The following is a 13,757-nucleotide window of genomic DNA, read 5'->3' on the forward strand; positions in this document are numbered from 1 at the left end:
ATGTGCTCGACGAGGGGATGCCGGGCCGGGTGGACTGGGCCCATGACGACATCTCAGGGAGAGCTGCTTCCCGGCACCCGTCGTGCTCTGCTGCACCGGATCGCGGTCGCGCAGGCCGAAGGGCGGGTTCCGTCGCTCGTCGCGGCCGTCGTGCGAGACGGGACGACGGTATGGACGGGCGCGCGCACCTCGGTGGAAGGGCACGCGCCGGACGAGAACGTGCAGTACCGGATCGGCTCGATCACCAAGACCTTCACGGCGGTTCTCGTGCTACGGCTGCGCGACGAGGGCGCACTGGATCTCGGGGATCCGCTCGAGAAGCATCTGCCGGGCACCGGCGTGGGGGAGGCGACCGTCGCCGAACTTCTCGCGCACACAGGTGGGCTGGCGGCCGAGACACCGGGGCCGTGGTGGGAGCGGAGCCCTGGATCCCTGCGGCCCGAACTCGACGACGTGCTGGGTGAGCGGCCCCTGCTGACCCCGCCCGGCCGCCGGTTCCACTACTCGAACCCGGGATACGCGCTGCTCGGTGCACTCATCGAGAAGCTCCGCGGGGCTTCTTGGGAGGACGTCCTTCGGCGTGAAGTGCTCGAACCCCTGGGACTGCATCGCACGAGCGCGCGACCTCAGGCGCCCCATGCGGGTGGCTGGGCCGTGCATCCCTGGGCCGATGTGATGCTTCCCGAGCCCACCGAGGACCTGGGGCGTATGGCACCGGCCGGTCAGCTCTGGTCGACGACCGGTGACCTGGCGCGGTTCGCTGTCTTCCTGGTCCAGGGCGACGAGCAGGTGCTGAGTGCCGAGTCGCTGCGGGAGATGAGGACACCGGCCGCGCCCCACGAGGCGGCGGACGTGGCGAGCGGTTACGCCTACTGTCTGGGCATGGAGATCCGGCGACGGAACGGACGGTCCCTCGTCGGCCACACCGGCTCGCTGCCGGGGTTCCTCGCCTGCCTCATGATCAGCGTCGATGACGACGTGGCGGCGATCGCCCTGGCCAACGCCACTTCCGGCCCACTGCTGTTCCCCGTCGCCGCCGACCTGGTCCGCATCGTCGCCGAGGCGGAACCGCGCATCCCGGCACCGTGGAAGCCGCTGACTGACCTCGACCCGTCGTTGCTGGAGCTGACGGGACAGTGGTACTGGGGGACGCACGCCTTCGCCCTGCGGCTGACGGCCGACGGGCTCGTCTCACTGGGGCCGTTGTCCGGCGGCGGCCGTCGCTCACGGTTCCGCCCGAACGGCGACGGCACATGGACGGGGCTGGAGGGCTACTACGTCGGTGAGCTCCTGAAGGCCGTACGGCGGCCGGAGGGGGCCGTGAGCCATCTGGACCTCGGCTCGTTCGTGTTCACGCGTCAGCCGTACGACGAGGGGGCTCCTGTGCCGGGCGGGATCGACCCTGAGGGATGGCGCGGCATCGGTTAGGCGGTGACATGCGGGGGGCGCCCTGTTTCACGTGAAACAGGGCGCCCCCCGCATGTCGGTCACAGTGAGAGCTTGAAGCCCGTGTGGGAGGCCGTGAACCCGAGCCGCTCGTAGAAGCGGTGGGCGTCGGTGCGCGTCCTGTCGGAGGTCAGCTGGACCAACTGACATCCCTGGTCCCGGGATGCGCCGATCGCCCACTCGATGAGCTGTGTTCCCAGGCCGCTGCCGCGCTCGTCCGCGTGGATGCGCACCCCTTCGATGATCGACCTGGTGGCACCGCGTCGGGAAAGCCCGGGAATGATCGTGAGCTGGAGCGTGCCGACCACCCGGCCGTCCCGGACCGCCACGACCAGACGCTGGTTCGGGTCGGCGCTGAGCCGCTCCAGCGCGGCCAGGTACGGGGCGAGGTCATCCGGTGACTCGCGCTGCGCGCCCAGCGGGTCGTCCGCGAGCATGGCCACGATCGCCGCGACGTCGTCGGCAGCGGCGGCACGTATCTCAAGATCTCCCATGGACGCACCCTACGCAGAGACGGCCGGTGCGAAGACGCCGCACGCGGGATGTCCGGCGCGGACGCCCTAGGCGGGCACCGGAGCCTTCAGCGTCTCCACGACCCGGACCAGCGGGGCCAGTTCGGGGTTCTTCGCCGCTTCATCGAGGGCCTCGCGCAGGGCGGCGTCATTGGTCGGCCGCGCCGCTTCCAGCAGCTCGAGGCCCGCTTCGGTGACGTTTGTGTAGATGCCCCGGCGGTCGGTCGGGCACAGGTAGCGCTCCAGGAGACCGCGGTCTTCCAGCCGGCTGACCAGGCGAGTGGTGGCGCTCTGGCTGAGGACGACCGCGTCGGCGACCTGCTTCATCTGCAGATGGCCTCCGTCCCCGTCGTGCTGCCGGCTGAGCACGTCCAGCAGGGAGTACTCACGCGCACTGAGGTCGTGCCCGGCCTGCAGGGCGCGCTCGATGTGGGCCTCGATCCTCCCGTGGAGCAGCGAGAGGGCGCACCAGCTCTGGGCGAGAGCGGTGAGCGCGGGGTCCGTCGCTGTCATTGGCGTTTCCTCCGTCCCGGAGCGGCTGCCACCCAGGATAGAGCAGAACCGCAATTGACGGCGGTTGCATATAGCCCGCGTCTGCAACTATTGTGGACGCACGCAAAGCGCTCCTGCAATCGTTTGGGAAGGTAACCCCTCCATGCCTCTCGCGCTTCTGGCCCTCGCGATCGGGGCCTTCGGGATCGGAACGACGGAATTCGTGATCATGGGCTTGCTGCCCGAGGTCGCGGGTGACTACGGGGTCTCCATCCCCACCGCCGGGTACTTGGTGACCGGCTACGCGCTCGGCGTCATGTTCGGCGCCCCGCTGATGACCGTGCTCGGCACCAAGATCTCCCGCAAGCGGATGCTGATGCTGCTGATGGGCCTGTTCATCGTCGGCAACCTGCTCTCGGCCCTCGCCCCGGCCTTCTCCGTGATGCTGATCGGCCGGATCGTCGCGTCGCTGGCCCACGGCGCCTTCTTCGGCATCGGCTCGGTCGTCGCGGCCGACCTCGTCGCCCCGGACAAGAAGGCCGGAGCCATCGCGATGATGTTCACCGGTCTGACCGTCGCCAACGTGGTCGGCGTCCCGCTGGGCACGCTCGTCGGGCAGACCGTCGGCTGGCGGGTCACGTTCGGCATCGTCGCCGCCCTCGGCGTCGTCGGCTTGGCGGGCATCGCCCGGCTCGTGCCCGACATGCCCAAGGCGGAGGGCGTGCGCCTGCGGCACGAGCTGGCCGCCTTCAAGAACGTGCAGGTGCTGCTCGCGATGGCCATGACCGTCCTCGGCTTCGGCGGTGTCTTCGCGGCCATCACCTACGTCGCGCCGATGATGACCCACGTCGCAGGCTTCGCCGACGGCTCCGTCACCTGGCTGCTGGTCCTCTTCGGCCTCGGCATGGTCGGCGGCAACCTCGTCGGCGGCAAGTTCGCCGACCGCGCCCTGATGCCCATGCTCTACGTCTCCCTGGGTGCCCTGGCCGTCGTCCTGGCGCTGTTCACCCTCACCGCCCACGACAAGCTGCTGTCGGCGATCACCATCGCGCTGATCGGCGCCCTGGGCTTCGCCACCGTGCCGCCGCTCCAGAAGCGGGTCCTCGACCAGGCGCACGGCGCCCCGACCCTGGCCTCCGCCGTGAACATCGGCGCCTTCAACCTCGGCAACGCCCTGTCCGCCTGGCTCGGCGGCATCGTGATCGCGGCGGGCCTCGGCTACACCGCCCCCAACTGGGTCGGTGCCGCCCTGGCCGCCGGAGCCCTGGTCCTGGCCTTCCTCTCGGCCGCCCTGGAGCGTCGTGCCGGCGGTCCAAGCACCGTCGTCACGGGTTCCGCACCGGCCGGGCAGCGAGCCGCTGTCCACCACTGAGCAACGCGGCCACTCCGAACGGCCTCATGTCCCAGCACCACAGCACGTCTTCCAGGAGAACCCCCTCATGAGCACCACCACCGCCGTTGCCCCGCTGACCACTCAGGACGCCGACGCCCTCGTCTCCGCGGCCCACCGTGCCGCCGAGGCCGCGGGCGTCACCGTCAGCGTCACCGTCCTGGACGCGGGCGGCCATCTGCTCGCCTTCCGGCGGGACGACCGCGCCGTGCTGATCTCCGGCGAGACCAGCACCCGCAAGGCCTACACGGCCCTCCAGCTGAACGCGCCCACCACAGACCTCGTCGACGCGGTGCAGCCCGGAGGCCTCTTCCACACACTGCCGACCGCGCTCGACCGGCCGCTGCTGTTCATCGCCGGCGGCGTACCGGTGCACCGCGACGGCCGCCTGATCGGCGCGATCGGCGTCGGCGGCGGTGCCCCGGAGCAGGACCACGGCTTCGCCACGGCCGCCGTGGAGACCCTCGCCTGACCAGTCCCCCTCCGCGCGACGACGCCGGTTCCCCTAGCTGTGGGGAGCCGGCGTCGTCGTATCGAGGCTCCTCAGCCCGCCGCGACTGTGACCGGCGCGAACCGCCGGCGCCAGTCTCCGGGCAACTCGGTGATCCCGTAGGACATCACCGAGTTGAAAGCGACGGACTTCAGGCCGCGGACCTTCACCCACGCGAGGAGCTCTTCGTGCCGCACATCGATGTCGGTGCGCAGCGGACGGTCGGTGTGGGCGGCAAGAGAGGTGATGAGTGCCTGCGCCACCGACGTGTCGCGTGCGATGAGCGGGCCGACGACGTGGGTGTCCATGTTGGGCCACGCACCCGCGTACCCGATGATCCGCCCGCCCTCCTCGGCCACACGCAACTGGTCGGCGAAGGCGGGGAGCCGGGTAATGATGTGGGTGCGGTCGGCCCCGAACACCTGCTCGTCGAGCCGGAGGATCGCAGTGAGGTCCTCGGCGGTCGCGGCGCGGGTGGCGACCCTCGGCTCAGGCCCGCCGGGAACGAAGCGCCCGAGGACCATCTCTGCCCGGCCGGTGACCTTGAAGCCGAGCTCCTCGTAGAGAGGGCTGCCATGGGGCGTCGCGTGCAGAGTGACAGGTGTGGTGCCCCTCGCTGAGACGACATGGTGCATCAGCCGGCGTCCCACGCCTTGCCGAGCGTGCCGTCCGGCGACCAGGACCATGCCGATCGCGGCGAGGGCGGGGGCCTGCGGTCCGTACTCGGTGACGACACAGGCGCTCATCAGGCCCCCGTCGGGGTCGTCGATGCCGTATCCCTTTCCGGCTGTGAGGAGGAAGCCCCACTTGTGCTCCTCCCGTGGCCACCCCCGGTCCTCGGACAAGTCGGCGCAGGCGGCTTGATCGCGGAGCGTCAGACGACGGATGGGCAATGAGGCAAGAGAAGGAGTCGGCACGCAGGTCAGGCTGTCCGACGAGGGCCCTTGACGTCCACCTCTTTCCGCGGAGACATACGAGCTTTTGGCCAGTTGTCGCCGCCCGTACAGGGTGTGGGCCGTTGCTGGATGTTTCACGTGAAACACGTAAGAACACCAGGTGTCCGATCGTGGCCTGGAACAGGGTTTTCTTGTCCCGTAGTTGACAGACTCGATGATGCGCGTCGTGCCCGCATTCGTGAGGAGGGAAGGGGGGACTTGTGTGCGCGACGGTGGCCGGTAGGGTCGACTCCGGTTCGTGTCAGGGACGAGCCGGCCCACCTCGTGTGGGCCGAGTGCAGGAAACTCCATGAGAGTTACTGCGTCCAATGTCACACTCTCGCCCTACTTGTCCGTACAGAGCTGAAGTCCGGGTTGAATGTGGTCGCATTGGCGCGACAAGGAGGGGAACGCAGACCGTCCACGGGGGAAAGCAGGCATCTTCCAACCCAGGAAGTGCGCAGACCGACCGAAAGATGCTCGAGGCGAGGCACACCATGGACGCTCCGACCACCACGTCGGCCGACAACGGCACTTCTGGCGGCGGGGGCGGCTGGTTCACACCCCGCAAGAACCCCACGACGGCGCCGGACAGCGACCCCGCGACGGCGGAAGGGCGCCGACCGGCCGTGATACGCCCGGTGGGCAGGCCCGCGACCACCCCGGATGCGCCGGAGGGCGACCCACCCGGGTCACCGGCCTCGGTACCCGGCAGCGCTGATACCGGCGGGCCGGACCTCGGGCGTGAACGCCCGGACGCGATGACCACGTCCGCCCCTTCAGTCGCACAGCACGCCCCGTCTTCCGCGGCCTCGAGCCCGGCCACCGCCTCGTCGCCAGGTCCCGCACCCACAGCGCTCACCCCGGCGCCCTTTGCCTCCACCCTGGCTCCGCCCCCCACTGCCCCTGCCGAGCAGCAGCCATCCGCACAGCGGCACGCGCCGGTGTCGTCCCCAGGAGAGGCCGCCAGCGCCCCGGCCGGAGCGGAATCCACGGATGCCCTGCTCATCCGCCGTGCCATGGCCGAGGTCGCCCCGGTCTCCGACAAGGTCACGTCGTACTTCTACGCCCTGCTCTTCGTCCGCCACCCCGACCTGCGATCGCTGTTCCCGGCCGCGATGGACACCCAGCGGGACCGGCTGCTCAGGGCGTTGCTCACGGCCGCCGAGCACATCGACAACAAGGACGTCCTCGTCAACTACCTGCAGAACCTCGGCCGTGGGCACCGGAAGTACGGGACACGGGCCGAGCACTACCCGGCTGTCGGTGAGTGCCTCATCGGCGCGCTGAGCAAGTACGCCACCGGGGTCTGGAACGCGGAGATGGAGGCGGCCTGGGTCCGGACCTACACCACGATCTCCCAGGTCATGATCGACGCGGCGGCCGCGGACGAACTGCGCGCTCCGGCCTGGTGGTACGCCGAGATCGTCACGCACGACCTGAGAACCCCGGACGTCGCGGTCGTCACCGTCCGCCCCGACCAGCCGTATCCCTTCCTCGCCGGGCAGTACACGAGCCTGGAGACGCCCTGGTGGCCCCGGATATGGCGCCACTACTCCTTCGCCTCGGCGCCCCGCTCCGACGGTCTGCTGTCGTTCCACGTGAAGGCCGTCCCGGCGGGCTGGGTCTCCAACGCTCTGGTGCACCGCGCTCGCCCCGGCGACATCATCCGGCTCGGCCCGCCCACCGGTTCCATGACCGTGGACCACACCACCGACAGCGGCCTGCTCTGCCTGGGCGGCGGCACGGGCATCGCGCCCATCAAGGCCCTGGTCGAGGATGTCGCCGAACACGGTGACCGCCGGCCGGTCGAGGTTTTCTACGGCGCCCGTACCGACCACGACCTGTACGACATCGACACCATGCTCCGCCTCCAGCAGAGCCACCCCTGGCTCTCGGTCCGCGCGATCATCGACCAGCAGGCGCAGCAGCAGCTGCCGGACGCGATACGCGCCTACGGTCCTTGGAACGAGTTCGACGCTTACCTCTCGGGCCCGCCCGGGATGATCCGCAGCGGTGTGGACGCCCTGAGGGACAGCGGCATCCCGTCGGACCGCATACGGCACGACTCCGTCGAGGAACTGGTCGCGGCCGGAAGCTGACCAGAAGTCTCAGCCCAGGTCGGGCGCGTGCATCGCGAGTACGCCCTCAATGTTGCCGTCCAGGTAGTGCCGCAGCGACAGCGGCACGAGATGGACGGAGGCGATACCGACCCGGGTGAAGGGCACACGCACGATCTCGTACTCGCCGACCGGCTCGTCCACCTCGGGGCCGTGACGCAGCGAGGGGTCCATGGACTCCAGACGGCAGACGAAGAAGTGCTGCACCTTCACGCCGGTCGCGCCGCTGTCCTCCCCGATGTGCTCCATGGTGTCCACGAAGCAGGGCACCACATCGGTGATCTTCGCGCCGAGTTCCTCGTACACCTCACGGTGCAGGGCGTCGACGACGGTCGAGTCGTTGGGCTCCACCCCGCCGCCGGGGGTGAGCCAGTAGGGATCCACGCCGGGCTTGGTGCGCTTGATCAAGATTAGGTCGGTACCGTCCAGCAGAACGGCGCGGGCGGTGCGCTTGACCACGGGTCGGACGGTCATGAGTGAAATGTGGCCCGGCTGGTTCCACGTGAAACATCGCGAAACGTCACCGGCCGAGCTCCCAGAGTGAGGCACTGTCCCGAGCGCCCCGGAAACCAGGCCGGGCGCCCCCGGAACTCACACCGGGCACGCCCAGAACTCAGGCAGAGGCGCCCCCGGAAACCCGTCACAGCAGCCCGGCACCGGCCGAGGAGGGCCTCAGCACCAGTCGGCCGAGGCCTGCTGCAACCACTCGTGAGCCCGCGCGATATGGGGCATCGCCAGCGTCCCGGTACGGACCACCAGGAAGTACGTCCGCAGGGGCGGCACCGCCGGCTCGTGCAGGGCGACGACATCGCCCCGCTCCAGCGCCGACGCGCACAGATAGCGGGGCAGCACCGCCAGGCCGGCGCCGGCGGCCGCGCAGGCCAGGACCGCGCGCAGGTCGGGGACGATCACGGTGCCCGGGGCGGCCGGGTGTGAGTCGAAGACGGCGGCCCAGTAGCGGGAGACGAACGGCAGCGACTCGTGCACCTCCACCACGGGCACCTTCTCGAGGGCCGGTTCCGGTGTGCGGTCCGGCCGCCCGGTGCCGATCTGTTCGGCCCAGCGCGGGGCGGCGACCAGGACGTGCTCCTCGTCGCAGAGCGCAGTCGCCGTGAGCAGGGCACCGCGCGGCTGGGCCGTGCTGATGGCCAGATCGTGATGCCCGGCGGAAAGCCCTTCCAGCGTTTCTTCCGCGTTCCCGAAGGAGGCGCGCAAGGCGAAGCCCTGGCCGTCCTCGCCGGTCAGCTCCGTGAGGGCGGGCAGGGCTCGTTCGGCGGTGAACTCCGGAGGACCTGCGAGGTGCAGCGTCCGTAAGGAGGAGTCGTCGTCGAGGCCGGTCTCGGTGATCTCCACCAAAGCGTCGAGATGGGGCGCGGCCTTGTGGGCGAGTTCGTCGCCGATGCTCGTCGGGGTCACGCCGCGGGCCTGCCGCAGGAAGAGGGGGCGGCCCAGCTGCCGCTCCAGCGTCCGTATCTGCGAGGTGACGGCGGGCTGGGAGAGACCGAGCAGGGCGGCGGCGCGAGTGAAGGAGCCGGCCCGGTGCACGGTCACGAAGGTCCGCAGCAAGGCCAGATCCACCGCACACACTCCCCTCTTCGGCCCTCGCTCCCTGCCTCCGGCCGTGCCCAACTATAAATAAGTCGATAGGTCTCTGTCGCTACCGTGATTGGACACTGACAGAGAGTCAACTAGCCTTGGTCGCGCGGTTCTTGCGCGCGGAACCGGTGGACGGTCCGAGCCACGAGGGGGGAGGCTCGGACCGTCCGTGGGGATGGTCAGGCGGTCGACGCGTCCAGCGCGCGCAGCACATCCGCCACCAGGTCCTCCGGGTCCTCGGCGCCGACCGACAGGCGGATGAAGCCCTCCGGCACCGCGTCCCCGCCCCAGCGTCCCCGCCGTTCGGCCGTGGACCGCACCCCGCCGAAGCTGGTCGCGTCGTCCACGAGCCGCAGCGCGTCAAGAAAGCGGTCGGCACGCGCGCGGGAGGGCAGCGTGAACGACACCACGCACCCGAAGCGCCGCATCTGACGCGCGGCGATCTCGTGTGAGGGGTCGTCGGGAAGCCCCGGGTAACGCAGCCCCGTCACCTCGGGCCGCTCGCGCAGCGCCTCGGCGACCGCCAGGGCCGTCGCGCTCTGCCGGTCGACCCGCATCTGGAGCGTCGCGATCGAACGGTGCGCGAGCCAGGCCTCCATGGGCCCGGGAATCGCACCGACGATCTTGCGCCAGCGGCGTACGGCGGCCATGGCCTCGGCGTCCCGGCCGACGACGTAGCCCAGGAGGACGTCGCCGTGGCCGGTGAGCTGCTTGGTACCGCTGGCCACAGCGAAGTCCGCGCCGAGTTCCAGCGGACGCTGGCCGAGCGGAGTGGCGAGGGTGTTGTCGACGGCCACCAGGGCACCACGCGCGTGTGCCGCCTCGGCGAGCCGCCGGATGTCGCACACATCGAGCCCGGGGTTCGACGGGGTCTCGATCCACAGCAGCCTCGCGCCGTCGAGGACGTCGAGCTGGGCGTCGCCGCCGGTCGGCGCGGTGCGCACCTCGATGCCGTACGCCTCCAACTGAGCGCGGACCAGCGGCAGCGCCTGGTAGCCGTCGTCGGGCAGGACGCACACGTCGCCGGTGCGCAGCTGGGAGAACAGCACGGCCGAGATCGCGGCCATGCCCGAGGCGAAGACGAGCGTCTCGGCACCGTCCTGGCCGGGCGCCTCCAGCTCGCCGACGGCGCGTTCCAGCAGCGTCCAGGTCGGGTTCTCGTCGCGCCCGTAGGTGTAGGGGCCGGTCGGGTCGCCCGGCAGATGGAAGTGGGCGGCGAACACCGGGCCGGGCAGGGTGGGCTCGTGCTTGACCGGCTCGGGCAGCCCGGCCCGCACCGCGCGCGTGCCGTCACCGGCGCCCGCGGTCGTCCGGCCCTCGACGCCCGTAACCCCGGCTACCTTCCCCGTCACCTCGCCCACGGCGTCCGTCACGTCGTCCACGGCCCCCGTCACCTGGTCTGCCGCACCCGTCACCCGGCTCGTGGCGTCCCTCACCTGGTCCGCGTCGGCCGTCGCCCGGGCCGAGCCGCCCGACGCCTCGCCCGCGTCGCCCGTCGCGGAATCGCTCATGCCGCTCGTCCCTCCACATCCTCACGCACGGCGGCGAGCAGACCGGTGCTCGCCGCCTCCACCATCTCAAGACACTCCTCGAAGCCGTCCAGGCCCCCGTAGTAGGGGTCCGGTACGTCGAGGTCGTCGCCGGCGGCGGCGTCGTACGAGCGAAGCAGCCGGACCTTCCCCGCGTCCTGCTCCGTCGGCGCGAGGCGGCGCAGGGCCCCGAAGTGGCCGGAGTCGAGGGCGATCACCAGGTCGAGGCGGGAGAACCAGGACGACTGGAACTGCCGGGCCGTGTGGCCGCCGGCGTAACCGTTGTCCTCCAGGACGGCCACCGTGCGCGGGTCGGCGCCGTCGCCCTCGTGCCAGCCGCCCGTGCCGGCACTGTCGACCTCCACCAGCCCGTCGAGACCCGCTTCCGCCACCCGCGCACGGAAGACGATCTCGGCCATCGGGGAACGGCAGATGTTGCCCGTGCAGACGAAGCAGACGCGGTATGTCATGTCTGCTCAGTCCCCGTCGGGCAGGATGACGTGCAGCGCCCAGGAGACGACCGAGATGATCAGGCCGCCCAGGACGGCCGTCCAGAAGCCCTCCACGTGGAAGCTCAGGTCGAGCTTGTCCGCCAGCCACGACGTGAGAAGCAGCATCAGCGCGTTGACGACCAGCGTGAACAGGCCGAGCGTCAGTATCAGCAGCGGCAGGCTGAGAAGCTTCACAATGGGCTTGACCAGGAAGTTCACCAGGCCGAAGAGCAGCGCCACGATGATCAGGGTGCCGATCTCTTTACCCGTGCTGTCACCGGTCAGGGTGATCTTGTCGAGCAGCCATACGGCGACCGCCAGGGCACCCGCGTTGGCGACCGTCTTGACTACGAAATTCTTCATGTGTCTGATCGTGGCAGACCTGATCGGACATGGGCACAAGAGGCAGGGGCGGACAAGGCGATGAAGGCATTCCGGCTGGATGAACTGGAGGCGGAGCGCGCCGCCAACGAGGGCGCCTACCTGCAGTTTCTGCGAGAGCAGAACATGTCGGTCGGTCTGTACGCCCTTGACGCGGGCGACCAGGATCCACAGAAACCGCACAATCAGGACGAGGTCTACTTCATTGTGAGCGGCCGTGCCGCGATCACCGTCGGCCTGGAGACGACCCAGGTGGCACGCGGCAGCGTGATCTACGTGCCGGCGGGTGTCGCACACAAGTTCCACCACATCACCGAGGACCTGAGGGTGCTGGTGGTCTTCTCTCCGCCCGAGAGGTGACGGACCGCCTCGGGGTTCCCTAGGGGTTCGGTCAGGGGAGGACAAGGGGTGTAAGGCCCCCGTCCGCCCCGTCCCGGACCTAGCATCGAGTGCAGGACATCAGAGATCCAGAAGTACTGACGGGACCCGGCACTCGAACGGGCGGAGAGGTAAGGACGAGGGCGATGCGAGAGATCTTCACGGGACTGCCGTGGTGGGTGAAGTGGATCGCGGTGCCGGTCATCGCCCTGGTCGTGTTCGGCGGGCTGATCGCCAGTGTGGTCGGGTTCGTCATCGGACTGCTGTTCAAGGTGCTGGTCTTCGTGGCACTGGTCGGTGGACTGATCTACGTCGTACGGAAGTTCACGTCGAGCTCCTCGTCGCGCAGCGACTGGTGAGACCGGAGGGAAACCGGTGGGGGTAGCGGGAAACACCTGCAATCACCGGTTCCCTCGGGCGAGGGAAGTTTCCCGTCCGGGACGTCTGCGTGCGGTGGCAGGCGAATAGAGTCCGGAACCCGACGCGGGGACTTCCCCGTGAGCGGCATACACCCCACCCGTGTTCCTCCGCACGGTCTGCCCCCTCGCGCTTCGGGAGAGACCCTTGGTCCCGGCTGACACCGCACCCGTCCACCTCCACACCGTCCCCGCACAACCCCGCTCAGCGGCCCCCTCAGGGCCACCGCCCCCCTCCGCACCACCGCCTCCGCCGACCCTCATCGGATCCGTACAGCGCGCGATGCGCCTGCTGGAGGCCGTCGCCGTACACGAGTACGGAGCCCCCGCCAAACAACTGGCCCGTGAGACCGGGCTGGCGCTGCCCACGACCTACCACCTGCTGCGCACGCTTGTGCACGAGGGCTATCTACGCCGGGACAAGGGCCTGTTCTTCCTCGGCGAGGCGGCCGAGCGGCTGAGCAGCAGCGGGGCGCGGCAGAAACGTCGCAGCACTGTCGTCGACGCGCTCGCGCAGTGGCGGGACGTCCTGGGCGTGCCCGTGTACTACGCGGTGTACCGCGAGGGCGAGATCGAGGTCATGTGCGTCTCCGACACCCCGGGCAATCCGGCCGTCGAGGAGTGGGCCGACTTCCGCGAGACCGGGCACGCGCACGCCATCGGGCAGTGCCTGCTGTCCCAGCTGGACGAGGAAGCGCGCCGTGACCACCTCGACCGCTACCCGGTGCAGCCCCTCACGCCGTACACGGTGCGCGACAACCACAGCCTGCTGAGGCGGCTGGAGCGGATGCGGCGGATGGAACCGGTGACCGAGCGTCAGGAGTACGCCCTGGGCACGGTCTGCGCCGCGATTCCGCTCACCCTCGGCACCACGGCCGCGACGATGGCCATCTCGCTGCCCGCACACCAGGCCGACCGGCTGCTGCCCGCGGCACGGCAGTTGCAGACCGAGATCGGGCGGCTGCTCGGCTCGCTGGCGCTCTCTATCAGTATGTGAAAACTCACTCCTTGTGATCTGCTGTGTACGTTCAGCAAGATTCCACCAAGTGTCAGAGGTTCGTTCCCGGCCAGTCACGGCGAATGACGGGGTTATCGATGCGCGAGTCCGTGCAAGCAGAGGTCATGATGAGCTTTCTCGTGTCCGAGGAGCTCTCCTTCCGCATTCCGGTGGAGCTGCGCTATGAGTCCAGTGATCCCTATGCCGTCCGGCTGACGTTCCATTTGCCCGGTGACGCCCCGGTGACGTGGGCTTTCGGGCGGGAGTTGCTGATCGACGGGGTCGGCCGGCCGTGCGGGGAGGGCGATGTGCGGGTCACGCCCGTCGAACCCGACACGCTGGGCGAGGTGTTGATCCGGCTTCAGGTGGGCAGCGACCAGGCGTTGTTCCGGTCGTCGACGGCACCGCTCGTCGCCTTCCTCGACCGTACGGACAAGCTGGTGCCGCTGGGCCAGGAGGGCTCGCTCGCCGACTTCGACGCGCACCTCGACGAGGCCTTGGACCGCATCCTCGCCGAGCAGGGCGCTGGTTGAGTCATGCGCCCGGCGGCACGGTGGAGTAACGCTTCGCCGGGTGCCGCCGAA

At 69.8% G+C, this 13,757-nt stretch carries 16 protein-coding genes; 8 read left to right on the plus strand and 8 right to left on the minus strand.

Annotated elements, in window-relative coordinates; genetic code table 11:
- Positions 1–42: 42 nt before the first annotated feature.
- Positions 43–1,428, plus strand: coding sequence for a serine hydrolase domain-containing protein (locus IO24_RS0120935; RefSeq protein ID WP_031137691.1), 1,386 nt, complete (start codon positions 43–45; stop codon positions 1,426–1,428).
- 59 nt (positions 1,429–1,487) lie between these two features.
- Here IO24_RS0120935 and IO24_RS0120940 read toward each other — a convergent pair whose 3' ends face one another.
- Both IO24_RS0120940 and IO24_RS0120945 read right to left on the minus strand, forming a co-directional pair.
- Positions 1,488–1,940 (minus strand): GNAT family N-acetyltransferase, encoded by a 453-nt coding sequence (locus IO24_RS0120940; protein ID WP_031137692.1) that lies wholly within the window; start codon positions 1,938–1,940, stop codon positions 1,488–1,490.
- 66 nt (positions 1,941–2,006) lie between these two features.
- Entirely contained in the window at positions 2,007–2,471 is a 465-nt protein-coding gene (locus IO24_RS0120945; protein WP_031137693.1) for a MarR family winged helix-turn-helix transcriptional regulator, read from the minus strand.
- Between the two features lie 142 nt (positions 2,472–2,613).
- On the opposite strand from IO24_RS0120945, the gene IO24_RS0120950 reads away from it, so the two are divergent.
- A complete protein-coding gene (locus IO24_RS0120950; protein ID WP_031137694.1) occupies positions 2,614–3,822 on the plus strand; it encodes an MFS transporter in 1,209 nt (402 codons plus the stop codon).
- A 67-nt stretch (positions 3,823–3,889) separates the two neighbouring features.
- Entirely contained in the window at positions 3,890–4,312 is a 423-nt protein-coding gene (locus IO24_RS0120955) for a GlcG/HbpS family heme-binding protein (protein WP_031137695.1), read from the plus strand.
- 71 nt (positions 4,313–4,383) lie between these two features.
- On the opposite strand, the gene IO24_RS0120960 is transcribed toward IO24_RS0120955, so the two are convergent.
- A complete protein-coding gene (locus IO24_RS0120960; protein WP_031137696.1) occupies positions 4,384–5,247 on the minus strand; it encodes a GNAT family N-acetyltransferase in 864 nt (287 codons plus the stop codon).
- A gap of 494 nt (positions 5,248–5,741) precedes the next feature.
- Here IO24_RS0120960 and IO24_RS0120965 point away from each other — a divergent pair, with 494 nt between their 5' ends.
- On the plus strand, positions 5,742–7,367 hold the full coding sequence (locus tag IO24_RS0120965) for a globin domain-containing protein (protein ID WP_425274858.1): 1,626 nt from the start codon (positions 5,742–5,744) through the stop codon (positions 7,365–7,367).
- A gap of 9 nt (positions 7,368–7,376) precedes the next feature.
- Here the strand turns inward: IO24_RS0120965 and IO24_RS0120970 are convergent, their stop codons facing one another.
- From IO24_RS0120970 to IO24_RS0120990, 5 genes are all read right to left on the minus strand, one after another.
- Positions 7,377–7,859: an NUDIX domain-containing protein gene (locus IO24_RS0120970; RefSeq protein ID WP_031137698.1), complete on the minus strand. Its 483-nt coding sequence runs from the start codon at positions 7,857–7,859 to the stop codon at positions 7,377–7,379.
- A 198-nt stretch (positions 7,860–8,057) separates the two neighbouring features.
- Entirely contained in the window at positions 8,058–8,963 is a 906-nt protein-coding gene (locus tag IO24_RS0120975) for a LysR family transcriptional regulator (RefSeq protein ID WP_031137699.1), read from the minus strand.
- A 197-nt stretch (positions 8,964–9,160) separates the two neighbouring features.
- The gene (locus IO24_RS0120980) at positions 9,161–10,492 is read right to left on the minus strand and encodes a cystathionine gamma-lyase (RefSeq protein WP_234335175.1); all 1,332 of its coding nucleotides are present in this window, start codon (positions 10,490–10,492) and stop codon (positions 9,161–9,163) included.
- Complete coding sequence (locus IO24_RS0120985) at positions 10,489–10,980, minus strand: low molecular weight protein-tyrosine-phosphatase (protein ID WP_031137701.1); 492 nt, start codon at positions 10,978–10,980, stop codon at positions 10,489–10,491. The genes IO24_RS0120980 and IO24_RS0120985 overlap by 4 nt, the downstream gene beginning before the upstream one ends.
- Positions 10,981–10,986: 6 nt before the next feature.
- The gene (locus IO24_RS0120990) at positions 10,987–11,364 is read right to left on the minus strand and encodes a phage holin family protein (RefSeq protein ID WP_031137702.1); all 378 of its coding nucleotides are present in this window, start codon (positions 11,362–11,364) and stop codon (positions 10,987–10,989) included.
- Between the two features lie 60 nt (positions 11,365–11,424).
- Here IO24_RS0120990 and IO24_RS0120995 point away from each other — a divergent pair, with 60 nt between their 5' ends.
- The 4 genes from IO24_RS0120995 to IO24_RS0121010 all read left to right on the plus strand — a co-directional run bounded on the left by IO24_RS0120995 (position 11,425) and on the right by IO24_RS0121010 (position 13,706).
- Positions 11,425–11,742: a cupin domain-containing protein gene (locus IO24_RS0120995; protein WP_030849987.1), complete on the plus strand. Its 318-nt coding sequence runs from the start codon at positions 11,425–11,427 to the stop codon at positions 11,740–11,742.
- A gap of 164 nt (positions 11,743–11,906) precedes the next feature.
- Positions 11,907–12,119, plus strand: a complete 213-nt coding sequence (locus IO24_RS0121000; protein WP_020271174.1) for a DUF5326 family protein — start codon at positions 11,907–11,909, stop codon at positions 12,117–12,119.
- 319 nt (positions 12,120–12,438) lie between these two features.
- Positions 12,439–13,173 carry an IclR family transcriptional regulator gene (locus IO24_RS0121005; protein WP_267886816.1) on the plus strand — a complete coding sequence of 245 codons (735 nt, stop codon included), beginning with the start codon at positions 12,439–12,441 and terminating at the stop codon, positions 13,171–13,173.
- 98 nt (positions 13,174–13,271) lie between these two features.
- Positions 13,272–13,706, plus strand: a complete 435-nt coding sequence (locus IO24_RS0121010) for an SsgA family sporulation/cell division regulator (protein WP_031137704.1) — start codon at positions 13,272–13,274, stop codon at positions 13,704–13,706.
- The last annotated feature ends 51 nt before the right edge of the window (positions 13,707–13,757 follow it).

Source organism: Streptomyces flavovariabilis, assembly GCF_000725785.1.
Taxonomy (GTDB): Bacteria; Actinomycetota; Actinomycetes; order Streptomycetales; family Streptomycetaceae; genus Streptomyces; species Streptomyces hawaiiensis.

Excerpts from the sequence above, each read along its gene's own strand:
- IO24_RS0120935 (WP_031137691.1), top strand. The coding sequence starts at position 43 with ATGACGACATCTCAGGGAGAGCTGCTTCCCGGCACCCGTCGTGCTCTG.
- IO24_RS0120940 (WP_031137692.1), bottom strand. The coding sequence starts at position 1,940 with ATGGGAGATCTTGAGATACGTGCCGCCGCTGCCGACGACGTCGCGGCG.
- IO24_RS0120945 (WP_031137693.1), bottom strand. The coding sequence starts at position 2,471 with ATGACAGCGACGGACCCCGCGCTCACCGCTCTCGCCCAGAGCTGGTGC.
- IO24_RS0120950 (WP_031137694.1), top strand. The coding sequence starts at position 2,614 with ATGCCTCTCGCGCTTCTGGCCCTCGCGATCGGGGCCTTCGGGATCGGA.
- IO24_RS0120955 (WP_031137695.1), top strand. The coding sequence starts at position 3,890 with ATGAGCACCACCACCGCCGTTGCCCCGCTGACCACTCAGGACGCCGAC.
- IO24_RS0120965 (WP_425274858.1), top strand. The coding sequence starts at position 5,742 with ATGCTCGAGGCGAGGCACACCATGGACGCTCCGACCACCACGTCGGCC.
- IO24_RS0120970 (WP_031137698.1), bottom strand. The coding sequence starts at position 7,859 with ATGACCGTCCGACCCGTGGTCAAGCGCACCGCCCGCGCCGTTCTGCTG.
- IO24_RS0120980 (WP_234335175.1), bottom strand. The coding sequence starts at position 10,492 with ATGAGCGATTCCGCGACGGGCGACGCGGGCGAGGCGTCGGGCGGCTCG.
- IO24_RS0120985 (WP_031137701.1), bottom strand. The coding sequence starts at position 10,980 with ATGACATACCGCGTCTGCTTCGTCTGCACGGGCAACATCTGCCGTTCC.
- IO24_RS0120990 (WP_031137702.1), bottom strand. The coding sequence starts at position 11,364 with ATGAAGAATTTCGTAGTCAAGACGGTCGCCAACGCGGGTGCCCTGGCG.
- IO24_RS0120995 (WP_030849987.1), top strand. The coding sequence starts at position 11,425 with ATGAAGGCATTCCGGCTGGATGAACTGGAGGCGGAGCGCGCCGCCAAC.
- IO24_RS0121000 (WP_020271174.1), top strand. The coding sequence starts at position 11,907 with ATGCGAGAGATCTTCACGGGACTGCCGTGGTGGGTGAAGTGGATCGCG.
- IO24_RS0121010 (WP_031137704.1), top strand. The coding sequence starts at position 13,272 with ATGCGCGAGTCCGTGCAAGCAGAGGTCATGATGAGCTTTCTCGTGTCC.